General features: G+C 54.8%; 18 protein-coding genes. 5 read left to right on the top strand and 13 right to left on the bottom strand.

Annotated elements, in window-relative coordinates; translation table 11 throughout:
- Positions 1–2: 2 nt before the first annotated feature.
- The 8 genes from ATI45_RS03040 to flgB all read right to left on the bottom strand — a co-directional run bounded on the left by ATI45_RS03040 (position 3) and on the right by flgB (position 6,568).
- On the bottom strand, positions 3–1,142 hold the full coding sequence (locus tag ATI45_RS03040; protein WP_098418219.1) for a flagellar basal body P-ring protein FlgI: 1,140 nt from the start codon (positions 1,140–1,142) through the stop codon (positions 3–5).
- Entirely contained in the window at positions 1,127–1,828 is a 702-nt protein-coding gene (flgH, locus tag ATI45_RS03035; RefSeq protein ID WP_098418218.1) for a flagellar basal body L-ring protein FlgH, read from the bottom strand. Before flgH ends, ATI45_RS03040 begins: the two co-directional genes overlap by 16 nt.
- Positions 1,829–1,858: 30 nt before the next feature.
- The gene (flgG, locus tag ATI45_RS03030) at positions 1,859–2,647 is read right to left on the bottom strand and encodes a flagellar basal-body rod protein FlgG (protein WP_098418217.1); all 789 of its coding nucleotides are present in this window, start codon (positions 2,645–2,647) and stop codon (positions 1,859–1,861) included.
- A 99-nt stretch (positions 2,648–2,746) separates the two neighbouring features.
- On the bottom strand, positions 2,747–3,499 hold the full coding sequence (locus ATI45_RS03025; protein WP_098418216.1) for a flagellar basal body rod protein FlgF: 753 nt from the start codon (positions 3,497–3,499) through the stop codon (positions 2,747–2,749).
- A gap of 157 nt (positions 3,500–3,656) precedes the next feature.
- Positions 3,657–4,964 carry a flagellar hook protein FlgE gene (gene flgE, locus ATI45_RS03020; protein WP_098418215.1) on the bottom strand — a complete coding sequence of 436 codons (1,308 nt, stop codon included), beginning with the start codon at positions 4,962–4,964 and terminating at the stop codon, positions 3,657–3,659.
- 24 nt (positions 4,965–4,988) lie between these two features.
- Complete coding sequence (locus ATI45_RS03015; RefSeq protein ID WP_098418214.1) at positions 4,989–5,663, bottom strand: flagellar hook assembly protein FlgD; 675 nt, start codon at positions 5,661–5,663, stop codon at positions 4,989–4,991.
- Between the two features lie 16 nt (positions 5,664–5,679).
- Positions 5,680–6,123: a flagellar basal body rod protein FlgC gene (gene flgC, locus ATI45_RS03010; RefSeq protein WP_007352191.1), complete on the bottom strand. Its 444-nt coding sequence runs from the start codon at positions 6,121–6,123 to the stop codon at positions 5,680–5,682.
- Between the two features lie 34 nt (positions 6,124–6,157).
- Positions 6,158–6,568 (bottom strand): flagellar basal body rod protein FlgB, encoded by a 411-nt coding sequence (gene flgB, locus ATI45_RS03005; protein ID WP_098418213.1) that lies wholly within the window; start codon positions 6,566–6,568, stop codon positions 6,158–6,160.
- Positions 6,569–6,944: 376 nt separating this feature from the next.
- On the opposite strand from flgB, the gene ATI45_RS03000 reads away from it, so the two are divergent.
- Positions 6,945–7,595 (top strand): LON peptidase substrate-binding domain-containing protein, encoded by a 651-nt coding sequence (locus tag ATI45_RS03000; protein ID WP_098418212.1) that lies wholly within the window; start codon positions 6,945–6,947, stop codon positions 7,593–7,595.
- A 102-nt stretch (positions 7,596–7,697) separates the two neighbouring features.
- On the opposite strand, the gene ATI45_RS02995 is transcribed toward ATI45_RS03000, so the two are convergent.
- Positions 7,698–8,252, bottom strand: a complete 555-nt coding sequence (locus ATI45_RS02995) for a nitroreductase (RefSeq protein ID WP_098418211.1) — start codon at positions 8,250–8,252, stop codon at positions 7,698–7,700.
- Positions 8,253–8,363: 111 nt separating this feature from the next.
- On the opposite strand from ATI45_RS02995, the gene ATI45_RS02990 reads away from it, so the two are divergent.
- Positions 8,364–8,687, top strand: coding sequence for a DUF962 domain-containing protein (locus tag ATI45_RS02990; protein ID WP_179888187.1), 324 nt, complete (start codon positions 8,364–8,366; stop codon positions 8,685–8,687).
- Between the two features lies 1 nt (position 8,688).
- A complete protein-coding gene (locus ATI45_RS02985; protein ID WP_098418209.1) occupies positions 8,689–10,137 on the top strand; it encodes an adenylate/guanylate cyclase domain-containing protein in 1,449 nt (482 codons plus the stop codon).
- Between the two features lie 26 nt (positions 10,138–10,163).
- Here ATI45_RS02985 and queF read toward each other — a convergent pair whose 3' ends face one another.
- From queF to ATI45_RS02965, 4 genes are all read right to left on the bottom strand, one after another.
- The gene (queF, locus tag ATI45_RS02980; RefSeq protein WP_098418208.1) at positions 10,164–10,982 is read right to left on the bottom strand and encodes an NADPH-dependent 7-cyano-7-deazaguanine reductase QueF; all 819 of its coding nucleotides are present in this window, start codon (positions 10,980–10,982) and stop codon (positions 10,164–10,166) included.
- A gap of 13 nt (positions 10,983–10,995) precedes the next feature.
- A complete protein-coding gene (locus ATI45_RS02975) occupies positions 10,996–11,769 on the bottom strand; it encodes an ABC transporter permease (RefSeq protein WP_098418207.1) in 774 nt (257 codons plus the stop codon).
- On the bottom strand, positions 11,766–12,716 hold the full coding sequence (locus ATI45_RS02970) for an ABC transporter ATP-binding protein (protein WP_098418206.1): 951 nt from the start codon (positions 12,714–12,716) through the stop codon (positions 11,766–11,768). The genes ATI45_RS02975 and ATI45_RS02970 overlap by 4 nt, the downstream gene beginning before the upstream one ends.
- Positions 12,717–12,851: 135 nt before the next feature.
- On the bottom strand, positions 12,852–13,130 hold the full coding sequence (locus ATI45_RS02965) for a PilZ domain-containing protein (protein ID WP_098421627.1): 279 nt from the start codon (positions 13,128–13,130) through the stop codon (positions 12,852–12,854).
- Between the two features lie 173 nt (positions 13,131–13,303).
- Here ATI45_RS02965 and ATI45_RS02960 point away from each other — a divergent pair, with 173 nt between their 5' ends.
- Together ATI45_RS02960 and ATI45_RS02955 are read left to right on the top strand one after the other, a co-directional pair.
- Positions 13,304–14,323, top strand: a complete 1,020-nt coding sequence (locus ATI45_RS02960) for a Fe(3+) ABC transporter substrate-binding protein (protein WP_098418205.1) — start codon at positions 13,304–13,306, stop codon at positions 14,321–14,323.
- A gap of 173 nt (positions 14,324–14,496) precedes the next feature.
- The gene (locus ATI45_RS02955) at positions 14,497–16,185 is read left to right on the top strand and encodes an ABC transporter permease (RefSeq protein ID WP_098418204.1); all 1,689 of its coding nucleotides are present in this window, start codon (positions 14,497–14,499) and stop codon (positions 16,183–16,185) included.
- The last annotated feature ends 12 nt before the right edge of the window (positions 16,186–16,197 follow it).

Here is a 16,197-nt window from a genome sequence, read left to right as displayed (position 1 = left end):
CTCTAAATAATAATCAGCTCGGCGCGCAGTGCACCGGCCTGTTTTAACGCTGTCAGTACCGCCATTACGTCACCCGGAGCCGCACCCACCTGGTTTACCGCCTGAACTATCTCGTTCAAGGTGACCGCAGGGCCAAACTTGAACATGCGAGCCGGGTCTTCGGTCACCGTAATCTGAGAGTCTTGCACCACTTCGGTGTTGCCAGCCGCTAACGGATTAGGCTGCACAACATTTGGGTTTTCCTGAATAATCACCGTCAGGCTGCCATGGGTAACCGCGGCCGCGCTGACCTTCACATTTTGGCCCACCACAATGGTGCCGGTGCGGCTGTTGATCACCACCTTGGCGGCGGCTTCAGCCGGATTCACTTCAATATTTTCCAGAATCGACAGAAAGCTGACTCGCTGGGAAGCATCCCGCGGGGCGCGCACAGAAACAGAGGTGGCGTCGTGGGCGTAAGCCATATCCGGGCCCAGGTTGCCGTTGATGGCTTCAACAACCCGACGGGCGGTGGTGAAGTCTGAACGCAACAGATTAAACGTAATGGTATCGCCCCGGTTAAACGGCGAAGCCACTTCGCGCTCGACGGTGGCGCCGTTGGGGATGCGGCCGGCGCTGGGAATGTTAACGGTAATACGCGAGCCGTCCAGCCCTTCAGCGCCAAAGCCACTGACAATCAGGCTACCTTGCGCAAGCGCATACACGTTGCCATCAGCGCCTTTCAGCGTGGTCATCAGCAGAATGCCGCCGCGCAAGCTTTTGGCGTTGCCAATAGACGACACGGTAATATCGATCTTCTGACCGGGCTTGGCAAACGCCGGAATGGTGGCGTTCACCGTAACCGCAGCGACGTTCGCCAGCTTTGGATCAACGCCTTCCGGCAGAGTGACGCCAAACTGGTTCATCATGTTACGGAAGGTCTGGTTGGTAAATGGCGCTTTGTCGCCGCTGCCGGCCAAGCCAACCACCAGGCCATAACCCACCAGCTGGTTGTCACGCACGCCTTTGATGCGGGCCAAATCCTTAAGCCTGTCAGCCATCACCGGCGAAGCCACCATTAACGCCATTAATGCTATTGCCAAACATTTGCGCACAGTCGTTTTACACAGAACCACTTTGGAAAGGTTCACAGAGGCCACCATTCGCTGTTGAAGAAACGCCCCATCCAGCCCATCTGGTTGGCTTGGTCAAAGTCACCGGTGCCACCGTAAGCAATGCGGGCATCGGCAATGCGGTTAGACGCCAGAGTGTTGTCCGGCTTGATATCCTGGGGCCGCACCAAACCTGTCAGGCGAATGTATTCTTCGCCATTGGTCAGCGACAGCCACTTCTCGCCACGAATGCGCAACACGCCGTTAGGCAGTACTTCGGTGACGGTCACGGTAATGCTGCCGGCCAGGCTGTTGCTTTGATCGGCCTCGGCGGCACCCTGAAAATCTCGCTGTTGCTCGATAGCCGTTGCCAGCCCCAGCTTGTTTCTACCAAATATGTTGGGCTCGGTCAGGCTGATGTCACTGTCCTTCGAGATACTGGTTTCCGCGTTTTTACTGGCGCGGGTAGACTCGTTCAAGGTCACCGTAAGCACATCGCCCACGTTGAGCGCCACTGTGTCGCCGTAAAAATTGTAATTGCGGCTAATCTGGTAAATAGAACCGGTTTCGAGATCGCGCTGCATCATCGCCTGGGCCCGCACCGGAGCGTATTCCGGGTCATCTGGCATGGCACGGGGCCGGCTCATGGCAGTGCAACCCTGAAGCACCGCCAGCACCAGAACCAACGCAACGCTGGCGCTGCGGCGGAACTGTAAAAAAACGGTGTTAGCTGTCATAGCGAAACCTCTGGCCGGCAACCACCGGCATTAACCAATATTGTTGGTGATGAACTGCAGCATCTGGTCAACAGTCGATACGACTTTCGAGTTCATTTCGTAGGCGCGCTGGGTGGTAATCATATTCACCAGCTCTTCCACCACTTCCACGTTGGAAGACTCAATAGAGCCCTGCTCCAGCGAGCCCAGCCCGGCCAGGCCCGGTTCACCTTCGGCTGGGTCGCCACTCGCGTTGGTCTGCTTGAACAGGTTATTACCAATCGCCTGCAGACCCTGCGGGTTAATAAAGTCCACCAGGGTTATCTGGCCAAGGTTGATGGGAGCGGCCTGGTCATCGGTGACAGCGGTTACAGTGCCATCGCGACCAATGGTCACGTTCGTGGCGTTTGCCGGAATGTTGATGTTGGGCTGCAGGGCGTTGCCCTCGGGGTTTACAACATCACCATCGGAATTCAGCTGAAACTGACCGTCGCGGGTATAGGCGGTTTGCCCGTCTGGCAATTGCACCTGCAAGAAGCCGCGACCGTTAACCGCCATATCCAGTGGCTGCTCGGTGATCTGCAAGTTGCCTTGGGTAAACTGTTTGGCGGTGCCCACAACCCGCACACCGGTACCCAACTGCAACCCGGAGGGCAGTTCGGTATTCTGCGTGTTCAAACCACCGGGTTGGCGTTTCACCTGATACAGCAGATCTTGAAACACCGCGCGGTCGCGTTTGAAACCGGTGGTGTTCACGTTCGCCAGGTTGTTAGAGATAGTGGACATGTTAGTGTCCTGCGCGCTTAACCCGGTTTTACTGACCCATAATGCTGGATGCATTTTTATCGCTCCCTACCGTCAGGCGGTTGTGGATGGCGGCGAAATCTTGCCGCTTTCCCGCCCGCCGGCGTGTTGTTTCAAGTTTTGATACCCGTGCTATCAAAGGTTCTGCAATAGCCGTGCCGCTGCTTCAGAATTTTCTTTGGCGGTGCTCATTACTTTTACCTGCATTTCGTACTGCCGTGAAAGCTGCAGATTGGAAATCATTTCTGCCACCGCGTTTACGTTAGAGCTTTCCAGAAAGCCACTGGATACCCGGGCGTTGGCATCGGCCGGTTCACCACCACCAAGCGCCTGATCAGGCTTGCGACGTATGAAGCCATCCGGGCCTTTTTCCAGTGCCTGTGGCGGCGGCGTTACCAGCTTGAGCCGATCCACCTCCACCAACTGATCGGGAGGGCCACCCACCGGAACAACAGACACGGTGCCGTCGGCACCAATCTCAACGTTATCAAAAGGCGGCAAAGCCACCGGGCCACCATTGCCCAGCACCATTTCACCGTTAGCCAATCGCAGCAGGCCATTAACATCTATCTGCAAGGAGCCACTGCGAGTGAACACTTCTTCACCCAAGTTGTTTTGCACCGCCAGCCAGCTGTCGCCCTCAATCGCCACATCCAGTTTCCGCCCGGTTTCCATCAGTGCACCCGAAGACAAATCGGTACCCGGGCGCTCAGTCATGGCGTAGGCGCGTGTAGGGTGATGCCCGCCATACACCGGCATACTGCGGGCCTGGGCGAAGTCTTTTTTGAAACCGGTGGTGGTCACGTTAGCCAAGTTGTTAGCGTGGGCGCGCTGGGCCAGCATGTTCTGCTTGGCACCGGACATTCCGATATAAAGGGCTTTGTCCATGGGGAAGACTCCTGCCGGATATTTGACTGTTACCAGTCTTAAAGCAGGAGTCGTGCCAGTTTTAGTGGCAACGAAATAAGAAAAGCTCAGGAGTAAACAGAACCGGGCCGTATCTGGCCCGGCTCTGTTAAAAGCACCCTGGCGGGCGCTCGACGGCTTACCTCAGGTTGATGATGGTCTGGGTGACCGCATCCGAGGTTTCAATGGTTTTGGCATTTGCCTGATAATTGCGCTGAGCAATAATCAGGTTCACCAGTTCCGCAGACAGGTCTACGTTGGATTCTTCAATAGAGCTGGACTGAATCGCCCCCAAGGTTCCGGTGTCGGGCCTGCCAATAACCGCCTGGCCGGATTCGAAGGTTTCCACCCAGCCGGTGTCACCTGCTGGTGACAGGCCGTCAGTATTGGTAAAGCTGGCCATAGCCACCTGCCCTAACGATTTTGACTGGCCGTTGGTGTAACGGGCAAAAATGACGCCTTCCTGCGTCACATCCAGCCCCGACAGCCGGCCGGTGGTATAACCATCTTGGCGCTGATCATTTACGCCGAAGTTGGCGCCATATTGAGTGGTGCGCCCCAGATCCAGTGTAAATATCGCGTCGCCCAAAATAGCCGCGCCATTAGCGCCTCTATTCCCATCTTTTGGCTCCCAGTTATCGATTGAAATTACGCCATCGGGATCACCATTGGCAGATATAAGAGCTCCGCCTTCGTCAAACGCTAAGGTATAGGGATAGTAAGTAGGCGGAGTCGTTGGGGGAGTCGCTGGGGGAGCAGCTGCACCACCCACCAGCTCGCCATCTATTTGCAGGTGTAACAACCAATTGCTCTGAGAACCTAATGAGTCCCGTTTAGTGTAAAACTGAGTGGCCTCGTGGGGATTGCCCAGACTGTCGAAGATGGTAGTCGCGGTAACGTGGTTATAGGTGCTCGGATTTAGCGGGTTGAACTCAGTCTCGACAAGCGCCTGCTCCCGCGCATCCAGATTGAGGTCTGTCCGCAGACTGCTGGTTCCCCGTGGCGACAAGTTATCGCTGGAAATTTGCAGGTCATCCGTTCTGCCTGACAAGTTGCCGGCGGCGTCAGCAATGTCGCCTTGCACCCGCATATTCTGATTATTCACTACAAAGCCGTCTTTGTCGGTCCCAAACTGGCCGGCGCGGGAATATCGCAGCTCCCCGCCGTTGTTCAGCACGAAAAAGCCGTCACCGTCGATGGCAAGGTCTAGCCCATTATCGGTAAAGCTGATGTTGCCCTGGCCAAAGGACTGTTTAACGCTTTGCACACCCACCCCGTCGCCAACTGGAGCACTGCCAGAGCTTAGAAAGCCATTGGCGTATAAGTCTCCAAACTGCACGCGGCTGCCTTTGAAGCCCACTGTACTGGCGTTTGCAATGTTATTGCCGGTTACGTCCAAGTCTACCGCCGCCGCCCGGAGGCCGCTTAATCCTGTGTTAAATGCCATGATTCACCCCTGCTGACGCCGGTATTAATTAATTTGTTGAACTTGCGACAAGTCAATAGAACCCATGCCCGCAAGATTCAGAGAAATAGAGCCACCTTTACCCAAAGATACGCTGTCGACGTTTGCGCTCATCATGGTGCCCAGCTGCTGCGAACCACCGGGATAGGACCCGGAAGCCACTGTATAATAAGATCCTTGCGGCACAGCACTGCCGTTGCCGTCTTTACCGTCCCAGGTGAACTTGGCAGAACCAGCGGGCTTGCCGCCCAATTCCATCTGCCGCACCAACTCGCCCGCCCCGTTCAATATCGACACCTGTACGCCGCCGGTTGAGGCAGGCACATCGACGGTTCCGTTAACCTCGCCGCTGGCACCCAGCATCGCCAAATCCGACTCCACCAACACGGTTTTGCCAACCATGGCGGAGGCCTGCAGAGCCTGGGTAGAACGGAATTCACCGATCACGCTGTCCACGTTGCCAGACAACTTCTGCATTTCTTCCAGCGAACTGAACTGCGCCAGTTGGGAAATAAATTCGCCGTTGTCTTGCGGATCCAGCGGGTTCTGATTCTTCAACTGGGCCAGCATCAGCTCCATGAATTCATTTTTGCCCAGCTCACCTTTGCCGCTTGCCGACTGCTGTTTCAGCTGATACTGGCTTAGGACATCCGTTGCCTGGCTTGCGTTTACTGCACTCATGATTGATTACCGCCTGTTAGTTCTGGCCCAGAGTCAAAATGCGCTGCATCATCGACTTGGCAGTGTTCATGATGTCTACATTCATCTGGAAGCTGCGGGAAGAAGACATCATGTCGGCCATTTCTTCTGCCACATTTACATTGGGGTAGTACACATAGCCGTCTTCGCTAGCAGCCGGGTGGTTGGGCTCGTAGCGCATCTGCAGATCGGCATCGCTTTCGACTATGCCTTCCACCCGCACACCGGCACCGCCTTCTGCCCCGGAACCGAACGCCGGCTGATTGCCGTTTAACAGCGACTGCTGAACCGCCGCAAACACCGGCTTACGGGCGCGGTAGGTTTCACCGGTGCTGGAACTGGCGGTTTCGGCGTTGGCAATGTTAGAAGCTGTGGTGTTTAGCCGCAGCGATTGCGCAGTCATACCGGAACCGGCGATGTCGAAAATGTTACCCAGTGACATAAAAATCTCCTGTGTTCACCGTGTTGACTGCGGCTTACTGGCCTGTCAGCGCTTTGCTAATCCCGCTGAATTTGCTGCTAAGGAACTGAAAGCTGGCCTGGTAGTCCATGGCGTTGCGCATAAAGCGGCTCTGTTCTTGCTGGGCGTCTACCGTATTGCCGTCTACCGAAGGCTGATGCGGTGTGCGATACAACAAATCATTGTCGCTTAAAGAGCCGGGCGCACCGCCACCTTCGGTTATATGGCCGCTGTTGGTGGTGTTCATGCCGAAGCCGCTGGCGTTACTCTGCGCTTGCTTCATTATCGCCTGGAAGTCGATATCACGGGCCTTGAAGCCCGGGGTGTCAGCGTTGGCAAGATTATTGGCCAGAATTTCTGCGCGCTGAACCCGTGCCTGAAGGGCGTATTGGTGAATACCCAGTGCACTGTCGAATGTGATTGCCATACTGCCTCCGCAATTCTGTGCCGGCGGTTAACGAAAGATTGCCGGTTTCAGGTGTATGAAGAGTTAAAAGCAAGTGCGATGCCAGAATGGTGAAAACTGCGAAAATTTTTGTCTTTACGGGATTGCAGCGCTGTTTTTAGGCTTTGAACGGCGAAACACCCCTAAATAACGCCGACATTGGGCGTTTCAAACAACGTGATCCCTACGCAACTGCAAAAAAACGGCAAGCAACTGCCCTCAAGGCGCTCACCCATCACAGCGGTTTTGCCGCCCGGATGTGAGCAGTTAGCGCAGCGGCAGCGTAAAGTGTGTAAACGTTGATTCCATTGACCACCTTTCATTGACCACTTTCCGCAAACCATCATGGAGCAAGCCCGTGGCCAAAATCTGCATCTTCCCTATTCCCGGGTGCGTCACCTTCCCCGGCACTGTGTTCCCGCTGCACGTGTTTGAACCGCGCTACCGCGCGATGATTCAGCACTGCCTGGAAACCGACACCCTATTGGCCATCTGCCACACCGAAAAACAGTTAAGCCCAGGCAAACAGGCAGAGTCTCTGGAGCAGGCGCTAAGCTCTAATCAGGCCACCTATCGCCCCTATGACGTGTTCAGTGCCGGCCGTTGTGAGCTTCTGGAAACCATGGAAGACGGTCGCCTGCTGCTGAACGTGCACATACAGCAGCGCTACCGGCTGGACCAGCAGCTTCAGCAGTTACCTTATCAAATCTATGACTGCGCGGAGTTTAATGACCAACCGCTCAGCGACAGTGAAACCCGCGAATGCGCCGAATTGCGGGATAAAATTCTGCACCGGTTGGTTGGTCTGGGCCACGGCGACCCGACGATTCGGAAATCGGTAAAACAACTGGCGGAATCAGAAGAATGGCAGGCAAAAACCGACGGCCAGTTCAGCTTGGCGCTGTTTGGCGTGGTGCATTTCGAGCCTGAGCTCATGCAGGAGATTCTGGAAATGGATTCAGCGCCCCAGCGCCTGGCCTGCACGCTGGAGCTACTGAACGAACTCTGAAGGATACTCTCAACAGTATTCTCAACAGTATTCTCAACAGCACTCTGAACAGTGCTCTGAACAGTGCTCTAAAACGTAATTCAAAGAATCAATAAGCGCTGGCTACTGCGGCCAGCGCGACACAAACGCCCCCGGCTCAAGACGTGGCACCGCAGGCTTGGCACAAACAACGCTGCCCGTGTAAATAAAGCCAATCACCGATTCCTGCTCGCTCAAACCCAACGCCCGTGTAACCGCCGGATTATAAGCCGGCGACCCAGTTCGCCACATAACACCGAAGCCCGCATCCTGAAGCGCCAGCTCCAGCAACGTGGTGCCCGCTGCAGCGGACAAAACTTGCTCGCTGGCCGGAATTTTCGGGTGCTCAACCGGTGACGCAATCGCAATAATCACCATGGGTGCCCGAAGCGGCGCTTTACGAAGCTTTGCCAGGACTTTTTCATCGGCTTCCGGATCGTAGGTGTCTGCAAACAAATCGCCCAGGCGCTCAAGGCCTTCGCCTTCCACCACCAGGTAACGCCAGGGCCGCAACAGGCCATGATCTGGCGCTCGCGCCGCGCAGGCAAAAGCCTGCGCCAGAACGTCTGGCCCCGGTGCCGGTGCCTGCAGCCGGGGCTCAGAGCTTCGGGCAAGAATAAAATCGCTGATAGCCGTCATATAATCCTGTCAGGTGTTAAAATAAAGCCTTGTTATAGCACTCAATGGTGACAATCGAATATTGCTGTTAGGCTGAATGCCCTCTTGTAAAACCAACAACTATAAAGCTACATGGAGGCTACCGTGAGTGCACCAAAAACCTTTCGCAGCTTTGCCGAATTCTACCCTTTTTACTTAAATGAGCACCGCAACCGAACCTGTAGGCGATTGCACTTTATTGGCAGTTCACTGGTGCTGGCCGTCATAGCCTGGGTGGCCGTGTCTGGCAATCTACTTTGGCTGCTGGCTCTGCCGGTGATCGGATATGGCTTCGCCTGGATTGGCCATTTCGGCTTTGAGAAAAATCGCCCCGCTACATTCCACCACCCTCTGTATAGCTTGATGGGCGATTGGGTTATGTTCAAAGACATGCTGACAGGAAGGATTCGATTCTGAAATGAGCAGAGCATCTGCCAACATTCCCGTTACCGGAACAACCCCCGCTAGCGTTATGGACATCGCTGTGGAAACACCGGTGAACACCGTGTCCATCATGCCCGCTTATCTTGGCCGCACACTGGGTTACGCCGCCGTCGCCGTGATTGTGGTCGCAGCTGCTGTGGGTAGGCTTCACTCAGAGTGGCTTTTTGGCATGGCAGGGTTTGCCTTGGTTTGGCCACACCTGGCCCAGCTGTTTTCCCTGGATGCCCGCAAGCGGAACTCAACCACTGTTGGTCAAAATTTGTTGCTAATAGATTGCGCCATTTCCGGGGCGTTTATCGGTAGCCTGGGGCTGGCAAGCATATCCGCCGCCACCATTGCGTTAATGGTGATGTTCACCTGCTTTATGGTGGGAGGCTTAAAGCAATGGGCAAAGGGTAGCCTGATACTTTCTGGGTCGGCGCTGGCCATATTCTTTCTATTCAACCCTGACCATGCCATCACCCTACCCCCCCTTGCAGATTTACTGGCGGTGATCGTAGCCGGTGTTTACATTTGCGCAACCGCTCTGTTTTCCCATCAGCAAGCCAAAGCCCTACGCCACGCCACGCCACGCCACGCCACGTTATTGATTCAAACCCAGCGCGAACAGTCCATCGCACTATCGCAAAAATTGTCAAAGTACATGTCGCCGCAGGTATGGCAAACCATCTTTACCGGCCAGCGGGATGTACGCCTGGAAACCCAGCGCAAAAAACTGGCGGTGTTTTTTTCAGACATTCAGGGCTTTACCGAGCTGTCGGAAGAAATGGAGCCGGAAGCCTTGACCGATGTGTTAAACCACTACTTCAATGAAATGTCGCAAATTGCCCTCAAGCACGGCGGCACCATTGACAAGTTTGTGGGCGACTCCATCATGATCTTTTTTGGCGACCCCACCAGCCGTGGTCAACGGGCGGATACGTTGGCCTGCGTGTCTATGGCCATCGACATGCGCAAACACATGAAAATACTGCGCCAGAACTGGCGCAGCAAAGGCATCAAAACCCCGCTGCAGATTCGTATGGGCATCAGCACCGGCTATGCCACCGTTGGCAACTTTGGCGCCGAGAATCGCATGGATTACACCATCATTGGCAAGGAAGTGAACCTCGCCAGCCGGCTGGAGCATCTGGCGCAGCCCGGTGAGATTCTGGTAACCCACGAAGCCTTTTCGCTGATTAAAGACAGCATTATGTGCCGCGACAAGGGCGAGGTAACGGTTAAAGGCTTCAGCAGGCCCATTGCGGTGTATCAGGTGATCGATTACCGCTGCGACCTGGGCCGCAACCGCAGCTTTCTGGAACACGAGCACAGTGGTTTTACCCTGTATCTGGATTCCGCAAAAGTAAACGAAAACGACCGGATCGCCATACTGCGGGCGTTAGACGAAGCCTCTAGCCGCTTGCGCCATCAGCGGGACTGACAAGCGCAAACGCGACTCATAAAAAGCTACTGCCGTATAAGCCGCGGGCCTGAATTGGCATCAGCGCTGGTGCTGCGCCACGGATTAATATCCAGACCGCCGCGACGAGTATAACGGGCGGTTACAGTCAACGCCTGCGGCTTACAATGGCGCATCAGATCCGTGAACAGCGTTTCTACGCAGTGCTCGTGAAAATCCTGCTTCTGGCGAAAGCTCACTATGTAACGCAACAGGCCAACCCGATCCAGTTTCGGCCCGGTATAGTCAATTAATACCGAACCCCAGTCTGGCTGTCCGGTTACCGGGCAATTGCTCTTCAACAGGTGTGAGCACAGCTTTTCGTTGACGATCTCTGTACCGGTTACAAGGGACTCTGGCGCATAGTCGTAAACCACATCAACCAGGGCCTCGTCATCAATCAGCTGATATTCCTGCGGCCGCCCCTGGGCCAGAGCGCCTTCATCTACGCTGTGCAGGGTCACCCGAACCGCGGCGCCACACGCTGACGACAGGTCTGCAACAATCACTTCGCAAACCCGCTCAGCACTGGCGTACACGGTCTGGTTCAGTGAATTCAGATACAGCTTCAGCGATTTTGACTCAACCAGCTGCGGCGATTCTGCCGGAAACTCGATTTCCGCCCAAGCCACCACCGGCACGCCACTTGGGCGCAGCCATGAAACTTCCCATGCCTGCCATAGGTCCCCGCCAAACCAGGGCCAGCGGCCGTCTTCCAGGCCTATACGCTGGCGGTTGTGCAGCCGCGGAATCGGAAACAGCTGGCCGGGGTCATAGGCATCCGGGTATTCGCTGGTTTTCCCCAGCGGCGCATTATCAAGTGCCATAAAGTTTCCTGAATCAGTTACGAATGCCTTTGCCACGGCGCAACAGGTTCAATGCAACCGCCGCCAACACCACAATAAACAGCAGAATCATACCCAGAGACACAAACGGATTCACGTCGGACACACCCAGAATGCCGTAGCGAAAGCCATTCACCATGTACAGAATCGGGTTGGCCATAGACACCACGCGCCAAACGTCCGGCAACAGATTAATGCTATAAAAAACGCCGCCCAGGTAGGTCAGCGGTGTCAGGATGAAGGTGGGCACAATGGAAATATCATCGAATTTTGTTGCCAGCATGGCGTTGATAAAACCGCCCAGGGAAAACAGCGCTGAGGTCAGAAACACCGTAACCACGACCATCAGCAGGTTGTGAATTTGCAAGTGGGTAAACGCCAGCGATACCACCGTCACAACCACTCCGATGCCCAGGCCGCGAGCCATACCTCCGCACACGTAGCCGGCCAGAATCACCCAGTTTGGCACCGGCGCTACCAGCAGCTCTTCAATACTGTGCTGAAACTTCATCGAGAAAAACGACGACACCACGTTGCCGTAGGAACTGGTAATAACCGCCAGCATAATCAGGCCCGGCGTAATAAACTGCATGTAGTCGAAGCCGTCCATCTTACCGATGCGGGAACCAATCAGATTGCCAAAAATAATAAAATACAGGGTCATGGTGACCGCCGGCGGCAACAGGGTTTGCGGCCAGATGCGGGTAAAGCGGCGAATTTCACGACTCAGAATGGTATAAAACGCGGTCCACAGAGCGTACGAGTTCATAACTGCGCCTTCGGATCGTTGTCACTGTTGTCGGCGTTGGCTTCAACCATGCGAACAAATAGCTCTTCCAGGCGGTTCGCTTTGGTGCGCATGCTTTCTACCTCGATGCCCTGCTGTTGCAGCTGCACAAAAACCTGATTCAAACCGGACCCTTTTTGCACATCCACTTCCAAAGCACCGTCTTTATCAAAGCGGCAAACATAACCGTCAAGCTCGGGCAGCTGTTGATGACCACCGGCAAGATCCAGTACAAAGGTTTCCACACTCAGTTGCTGCAGTAACTCGCGCTTGCTGGTGTTTCGCAGGATCTGGCCGTGATCAATAATGGCGATGTTGCGGCACAGTGCTTCGGCTTCTTCCAGGTAATGGGTCGTCAGAATAATGGTGGTGCCATTGCGGTTCATTTCTTGCAGAAACGTCCACATAGAACGGCGCAGCTCAATATCCACGCCCGCGGTGGGTTCGTCCAGAATCAACAGGCGCGGTTCGTGCACCAGCGCACGGGCAATCATCAGGCGCCGCTTCATGCCGCCAGACAGCGTGCGCGACGGAGTATTGCGCTTTTCCCATAGCCCAAGCTGTTTCAGGTATTTCTCGGCAGAGATCAGAGCCTGCTTTAACGGAATACCGTAATAGCCGGCCTGGGTGGTCACAATATCCAGCACTTTTTCAAACTGGTTAAAGTTAAACTCCTGGGGCACCACGCCCAGGTTAAGCTTGGCCGCCGACAGCTCGGTGTCCAAATCATGGCCAAACACTCGCACCTGCCCGGCGGATTTATTCACCAGCGATGACACCACCCCCAGGATGGTGGATTTGCCGGCGCCGTTGGGGCCTAACAACGCAAAAAAGTCGCCTTCGGCCACTTTGAGGTCAATACTTTTAAGAGCCTGAAAACCATTGCCATAGGTTTTGGTCAGGCCCTGAATTTCCAGAGCGTACGCCATAGACATTCCTGACAGAAAAACATGAGGCTGAATGCGGGAACTGCGTGACTGGATACTGCGTCACTTTTTATAGACTGCGTGCCGCATCGCTTGTTAAAGCGCACGACAGGCTTAATCGGGCAGGAATATTAACCGTTATGGGTTGCTGTCGGCAAACTGTAAACCGTAACCCTCAGAGGTTTTACGCCGCACCATCATGTGCAAAATCGGAGCCTCTATCGGCAAGCCCTGCACTTGAACGGTCACTTTGTCCCCAAGTTGAGGGGCAAATTTTTGATCTTCAATCGCAATAAACACGCCGCCGTCAGATATGTCGCGGGTACCAAACACAAAGTTGCCCAGGGTTTCATGCTCAACTTTCACAGTCGCACTCATGGCGGTACGCAGGTGTATGCGGCGGTCATCTGGGGTCATAAAATCCACACCAAGGCTGAAGGCTGTTGTTTCCATAAAGAATACCACCAAATTTCTCAAAGTATAGACAGACAGTATTGACTATTCGGGTAATACAAATGAGAATGGTTGGCGTTGTTAATAGTCATTCACCAAAGCCTGACAGAATCACACTCCCAACCGAGGTTGCCATTATGCGATTGAAACTTGCTGCCACAGCTGCCATTGCCCTGACCGCCATGCCCATGGCCGCGTTTGCTGACGGCGAAGTGAACATCTACTCCTACCGCCAGGCTTACCTGCTGGATCCTCTGCTGAACGCGTTCGAAAAAGAGACCGGTATCGAATCCAACGTGGTATTCGCCAAGCAAGGCCTGGCCGAGCGTCTGGACCGCGAAGGTCGTAATAGCCCCGCCGACCTGGTGATGACCGTCGACATTTCTCGCATCGACGAACTTGTTGAGCGTAACCTGCTGCAGGGCATTACTGACAATGAAATTCTGAACAAGAACATCCCGGAAAACCTGCGCCACCCAGATGGCCAGTGGTTCGCACTGACAACCCGTGGCCGTTTGATCTACACCTCCAAAGACCGCGTTGAAGAAGGCGCAATAACCACCTACGAAGATCTGGCAGACGAAAAATGGAACAACCGCATTTGTACCCGCAGCGGCAAGCATCCTTACAACATCGCTCTAATTTCTTCGATGATTGCTCACCACGGTGAAGCAGACACCGAAAAGTGGCTGGCAGGCGTGAAAGACAACCTGGCACGCAAACCCCAAGGTGGCGACCGCGATCAAATCAAGGCCATTGCAGCCGGCGTGTGTGACGTTGCCATTGGTAACAGCTACTACTACGGCAACATGCTGCAAGATGATAACGAACGTGAAGCCGCGAAAACTGTGAACCTGGTATTTCCCAACGCCGATGGCCGTGGTACCCATATCAATATCAGCAGCATTGCACTGACCAAAAGCGCACCGAACAAAGACAACGCCATTAAACTGATGGAGTTCCTGTCTTCTGCAGAAGCCCAACGCATCTACGCTGAAGCAAACGCAGAGTACCCGGCCAACCCGAATGTGAAGCCTGTTGGTATGGTTGCCGAGTGGGGCGAAATCAATCCGGACTCCCTTTCACTGCAGAAAATTGCTGACAATCGCAACGCAGCTGTGAAACTGGTCGACCGCGTAGATTTTGACGGCGAATAAGCCCGTTTGACTGAAAAGCAGCAAGCGGCAGGAACTTTCTGCCGCTTGCTTGCTTGCAGGCCAGCCCCTAGCTGTCTAAAATCCGAATCCTTTTCATCATCATTTTGAACCAATCTTCATCAATGGTTCATTGTCTTTCAGCCACTGTATCGGGCTGAATCAGAAGGATTCGCATGTCTGAAGCTGCCACCAGCGCCCATATTGCACTGGCCCAACCGCTGCAAATCAAACGCACATCCAAACGCTGGCTGATTGCCGCAGCACTGATTACCGCCATTGTTGCTCTACCTGTGCTTGCCGTTATTTACTTGGCGTTTTTTCCAGACGAGAACATCTGGCCGCACCTGATGAGCACTACTCTGCCGCGCTACCTGTTAACCACCCTCAAACTGATGTTGGGCGTAGGCATACTCGCCCTGGGTATTGGCTTGTCCAGCGCCTGGGCCGTCACCATGTGCGAGTTTCCCGGCCGCAAATATTTCGAGTGGGCCATGCTGCTGCCTTTCGCCGTACCGGCTTACGTTATTGCCTATGTGTACACCAGCCTGCTGGACTATGCCGGGCCTGTGCAAACCACCTTGCGCGCCGTGTTTGGCTGGACCAGCGCGGCGGATTACTGGTTTCCCGAAATCCGCAGCCTGGAGGGCGCCATCCTGATGATCGGTTTGGTGCTCTACCCTTATGTGTACCTGCTAGCCCGCGCCGCGTTTCTGGAGCAGTCACCGTCGTTGTTCGCGGTTAGCCGCAGCCTCGGCCACTCGGCAATCAGTACATTTTTCCGCGTGGTGCTGCCCATTGCCCGCCCGGCGATTGCCGTTGGCTTGTCACTGGTGATGATGGAAACCCTCAACGATTTCGGCACCGTCGACTTCTTCGCCGTGCAAACCCTCACGACCGGCCTGTTTGATACCTGGATGAACCTGGGCAATCTTGGCGGCGCCGCACAGATTGCCAGCGTCATGCTGATATTTGTACTGGTGCTGGTTACCCTCGAGCGCTATTCCCGCCGCCGCCAACAGCAGTTCGCCGCCCGCGACAACCGCGAGCCTATCCGCCGTTTCACCATGTCGTTTCCACGCCAGATGGTCTGTGTGGCGGTGTGTGGTATTCCGGTTTTGCTGGGCTTTGCCATTCCGGGTGCCACTCTGGCTACCTACGCCATCGAATATTTCAGCGAGAGCTGGAACCCGGATTTTATTCAAAACACCCTAAACAGTCTTTTCCTGTCTAGCGCTGCAGCGCTCACCACGCTGGTTATTGGCGTAACCCTGGCCTACAGCCGCCGACTGCATAACACCCGTGGCATGCAGGTGCTAATGCGGCTGTCGAGCCTGGGCTACGCCATGCCCGGCGCCGTGCTTGCGGTTGGTGTGATTGTGCCATTGGCAGGATTTGATAACTGGCTAGACAGTCTGATGCGCGATTACTTCGGTTTCAGCAGTGGCCTACTGCTTAGCGGTTCAGCGTTTGCACTGATATTTGCTTACACCGTGCGGTTTTTGGCGGTGTCCGCTGGCAGCGTGGAAAGCGCCCTGCAGAAAATCACCCCAAGTATGGACATGGCTTCACGCTCTTTGGGGCATACGCCGGGCAAAACTCTGGTGAAAGTTCACCTGCCCATGTTGCGGGGCACTCTTATAACAGCGGCGTTGGTGGTGTTTGTAGACTGTATGAAGGAACTGCCAGCCACACTGATTCTGCGGCCGTTCAATTTTGAAACCCTGGCAACTTACGTGTACCAGTTTGCCTCTGACGAAAAGCTGTTCCACAGCGCATTGCCGGCGCTGATTATTGTGGTGGCCGGCATTATCCCCATTATTCTGATGAGCCGGTCTATTTCTAACTCGCGGGCCATGAACTGACGCGGTTTGCTA

The organism is Marinobacter sp. LV10MA510-1 (assembly GCF_002563885.1).
Classification (GTDB): domain Bacteria; phylum Pseudomonadota; class Gammaproteobacteria; order Pseudomonadales; family Oleiphilaceae; genus Marinobacter.
The sequence above is the reverse complement of the archived record's forward strand: the minus strand, read 5'-3'. Positions and strand labels throughout refer to the sequence as shown.

Coding starts and splice junctions, on each gene's coding strand:
- ATI45_RS02995 (WP_098418211.1), bottom strand. CDS start 8,252: ATGACGGCTATCAGCGATTTTATTCTTGCCCGAAGCTCTGAGCCCCGG.
- ATI45_RS02960 (WP_098418205.1), top strand. CDS start 13,304: ATGCGATTGAAACTTGCTGCCACAGCTGCCATTGCCCTGACCGCCATG.
- ATI45_RS03025 (WP_098418216.1), bottom strand. CDS start 3,499: ATGGACAAAGCCCTTTATATCGGAATGTCCGGTGCCAAGCAGAACATG.
- flgH (WP_098418218.1), bottom strand. CDS start 1,828: ATGACAGCTAACACCGTTTTTTTACAGTTCCGCCGCAGCGCCAGCGTT.
- flgG (WP_098418217.1), bottom strand. CDS start 2,647: ATGCATCCAGCATTATGGGTCAGTAAAACCGGGTTAAGCGCGCAGGAC.
- ATI45_RS02985 (WP_098418209.1), top strand. CDS start 8,689: ATGAGCAGAGCATCTGCCAACATTCCCGTTACCGGAACAACCCCCGCT.
- ATI45_RS02955 (WP_098418204.1), top strand. CDS start 14,497: ATGTCTGAAGCTGCCACCAGCGCCCATATTGCACTGGCCCAACCGCTG.
- ATI45_RS03040 (WP_098418219.1), bottom strand. CDS start 1,142: ATGGTGGCCTCTGTGAACCTTTCCAAAGTGGTTCTGTGTAAAACGACT.
- queF (WP_098418208.1), bottom strand. CDS start 10,982: ATGGCACTTGATAATGCGCCGCTGGGGAAAACCAGCGAATACCCGGAT.
- flgC (WP_007352191.1), bottom strand. CDS start 6,123: ATGTCACTGGGTAACATTTTCGACATCGCCGGTTCCGGTATGACTGCG.
- ATI45_RS03015 (WP_098418214.1), bottom strand. CDS start 5,663: ATGAGTGCAGTAAACGCAAGCCAGGCAACGGATGTCCTAAGCCAGTAT.
- flgE (WP_098418215.1), bottom strand. CDS start 4,964: ATGGCATTTAACACAGGATTAAGCGGCCTCCGGGCGGCGGCGGTAGAC.
- ATI45_RS02970 (WP_098418206.1), bottom strand. CDS start 12,716: ATGGCGTACGCTCTGGAAATTCAGGGCCTGACCAAAACCTATGGCAAT.
- ATI45_RS02965 (WP_098421627.1), bottom strand. CDS start 13,130: ATGACCCCAGATGACCGCCGCATACACCTGCGTACCGCCATGAGTGCG.
- ATI45_RS02975 (WP_098418207.1), bottom strand. CDS start 11,769: ATGAACTCGTACGCTCTGTGGACCGCGTTTTATACCATTCTGAGTCGT.
- flgB (WP_098418213.1), bottom strand. CDS start 6,568: ATGGCAATCACATTCGACAGTGCACTGGGTATTCACCAATACGCCCTT.
- ATI45_RS02990 (WP_179888187.1), top strand. CDS start 8,364: ATGGAGGCTACCGTGAGTGCACCAAAAACCTTTCGCAGCTTTGCCGAA.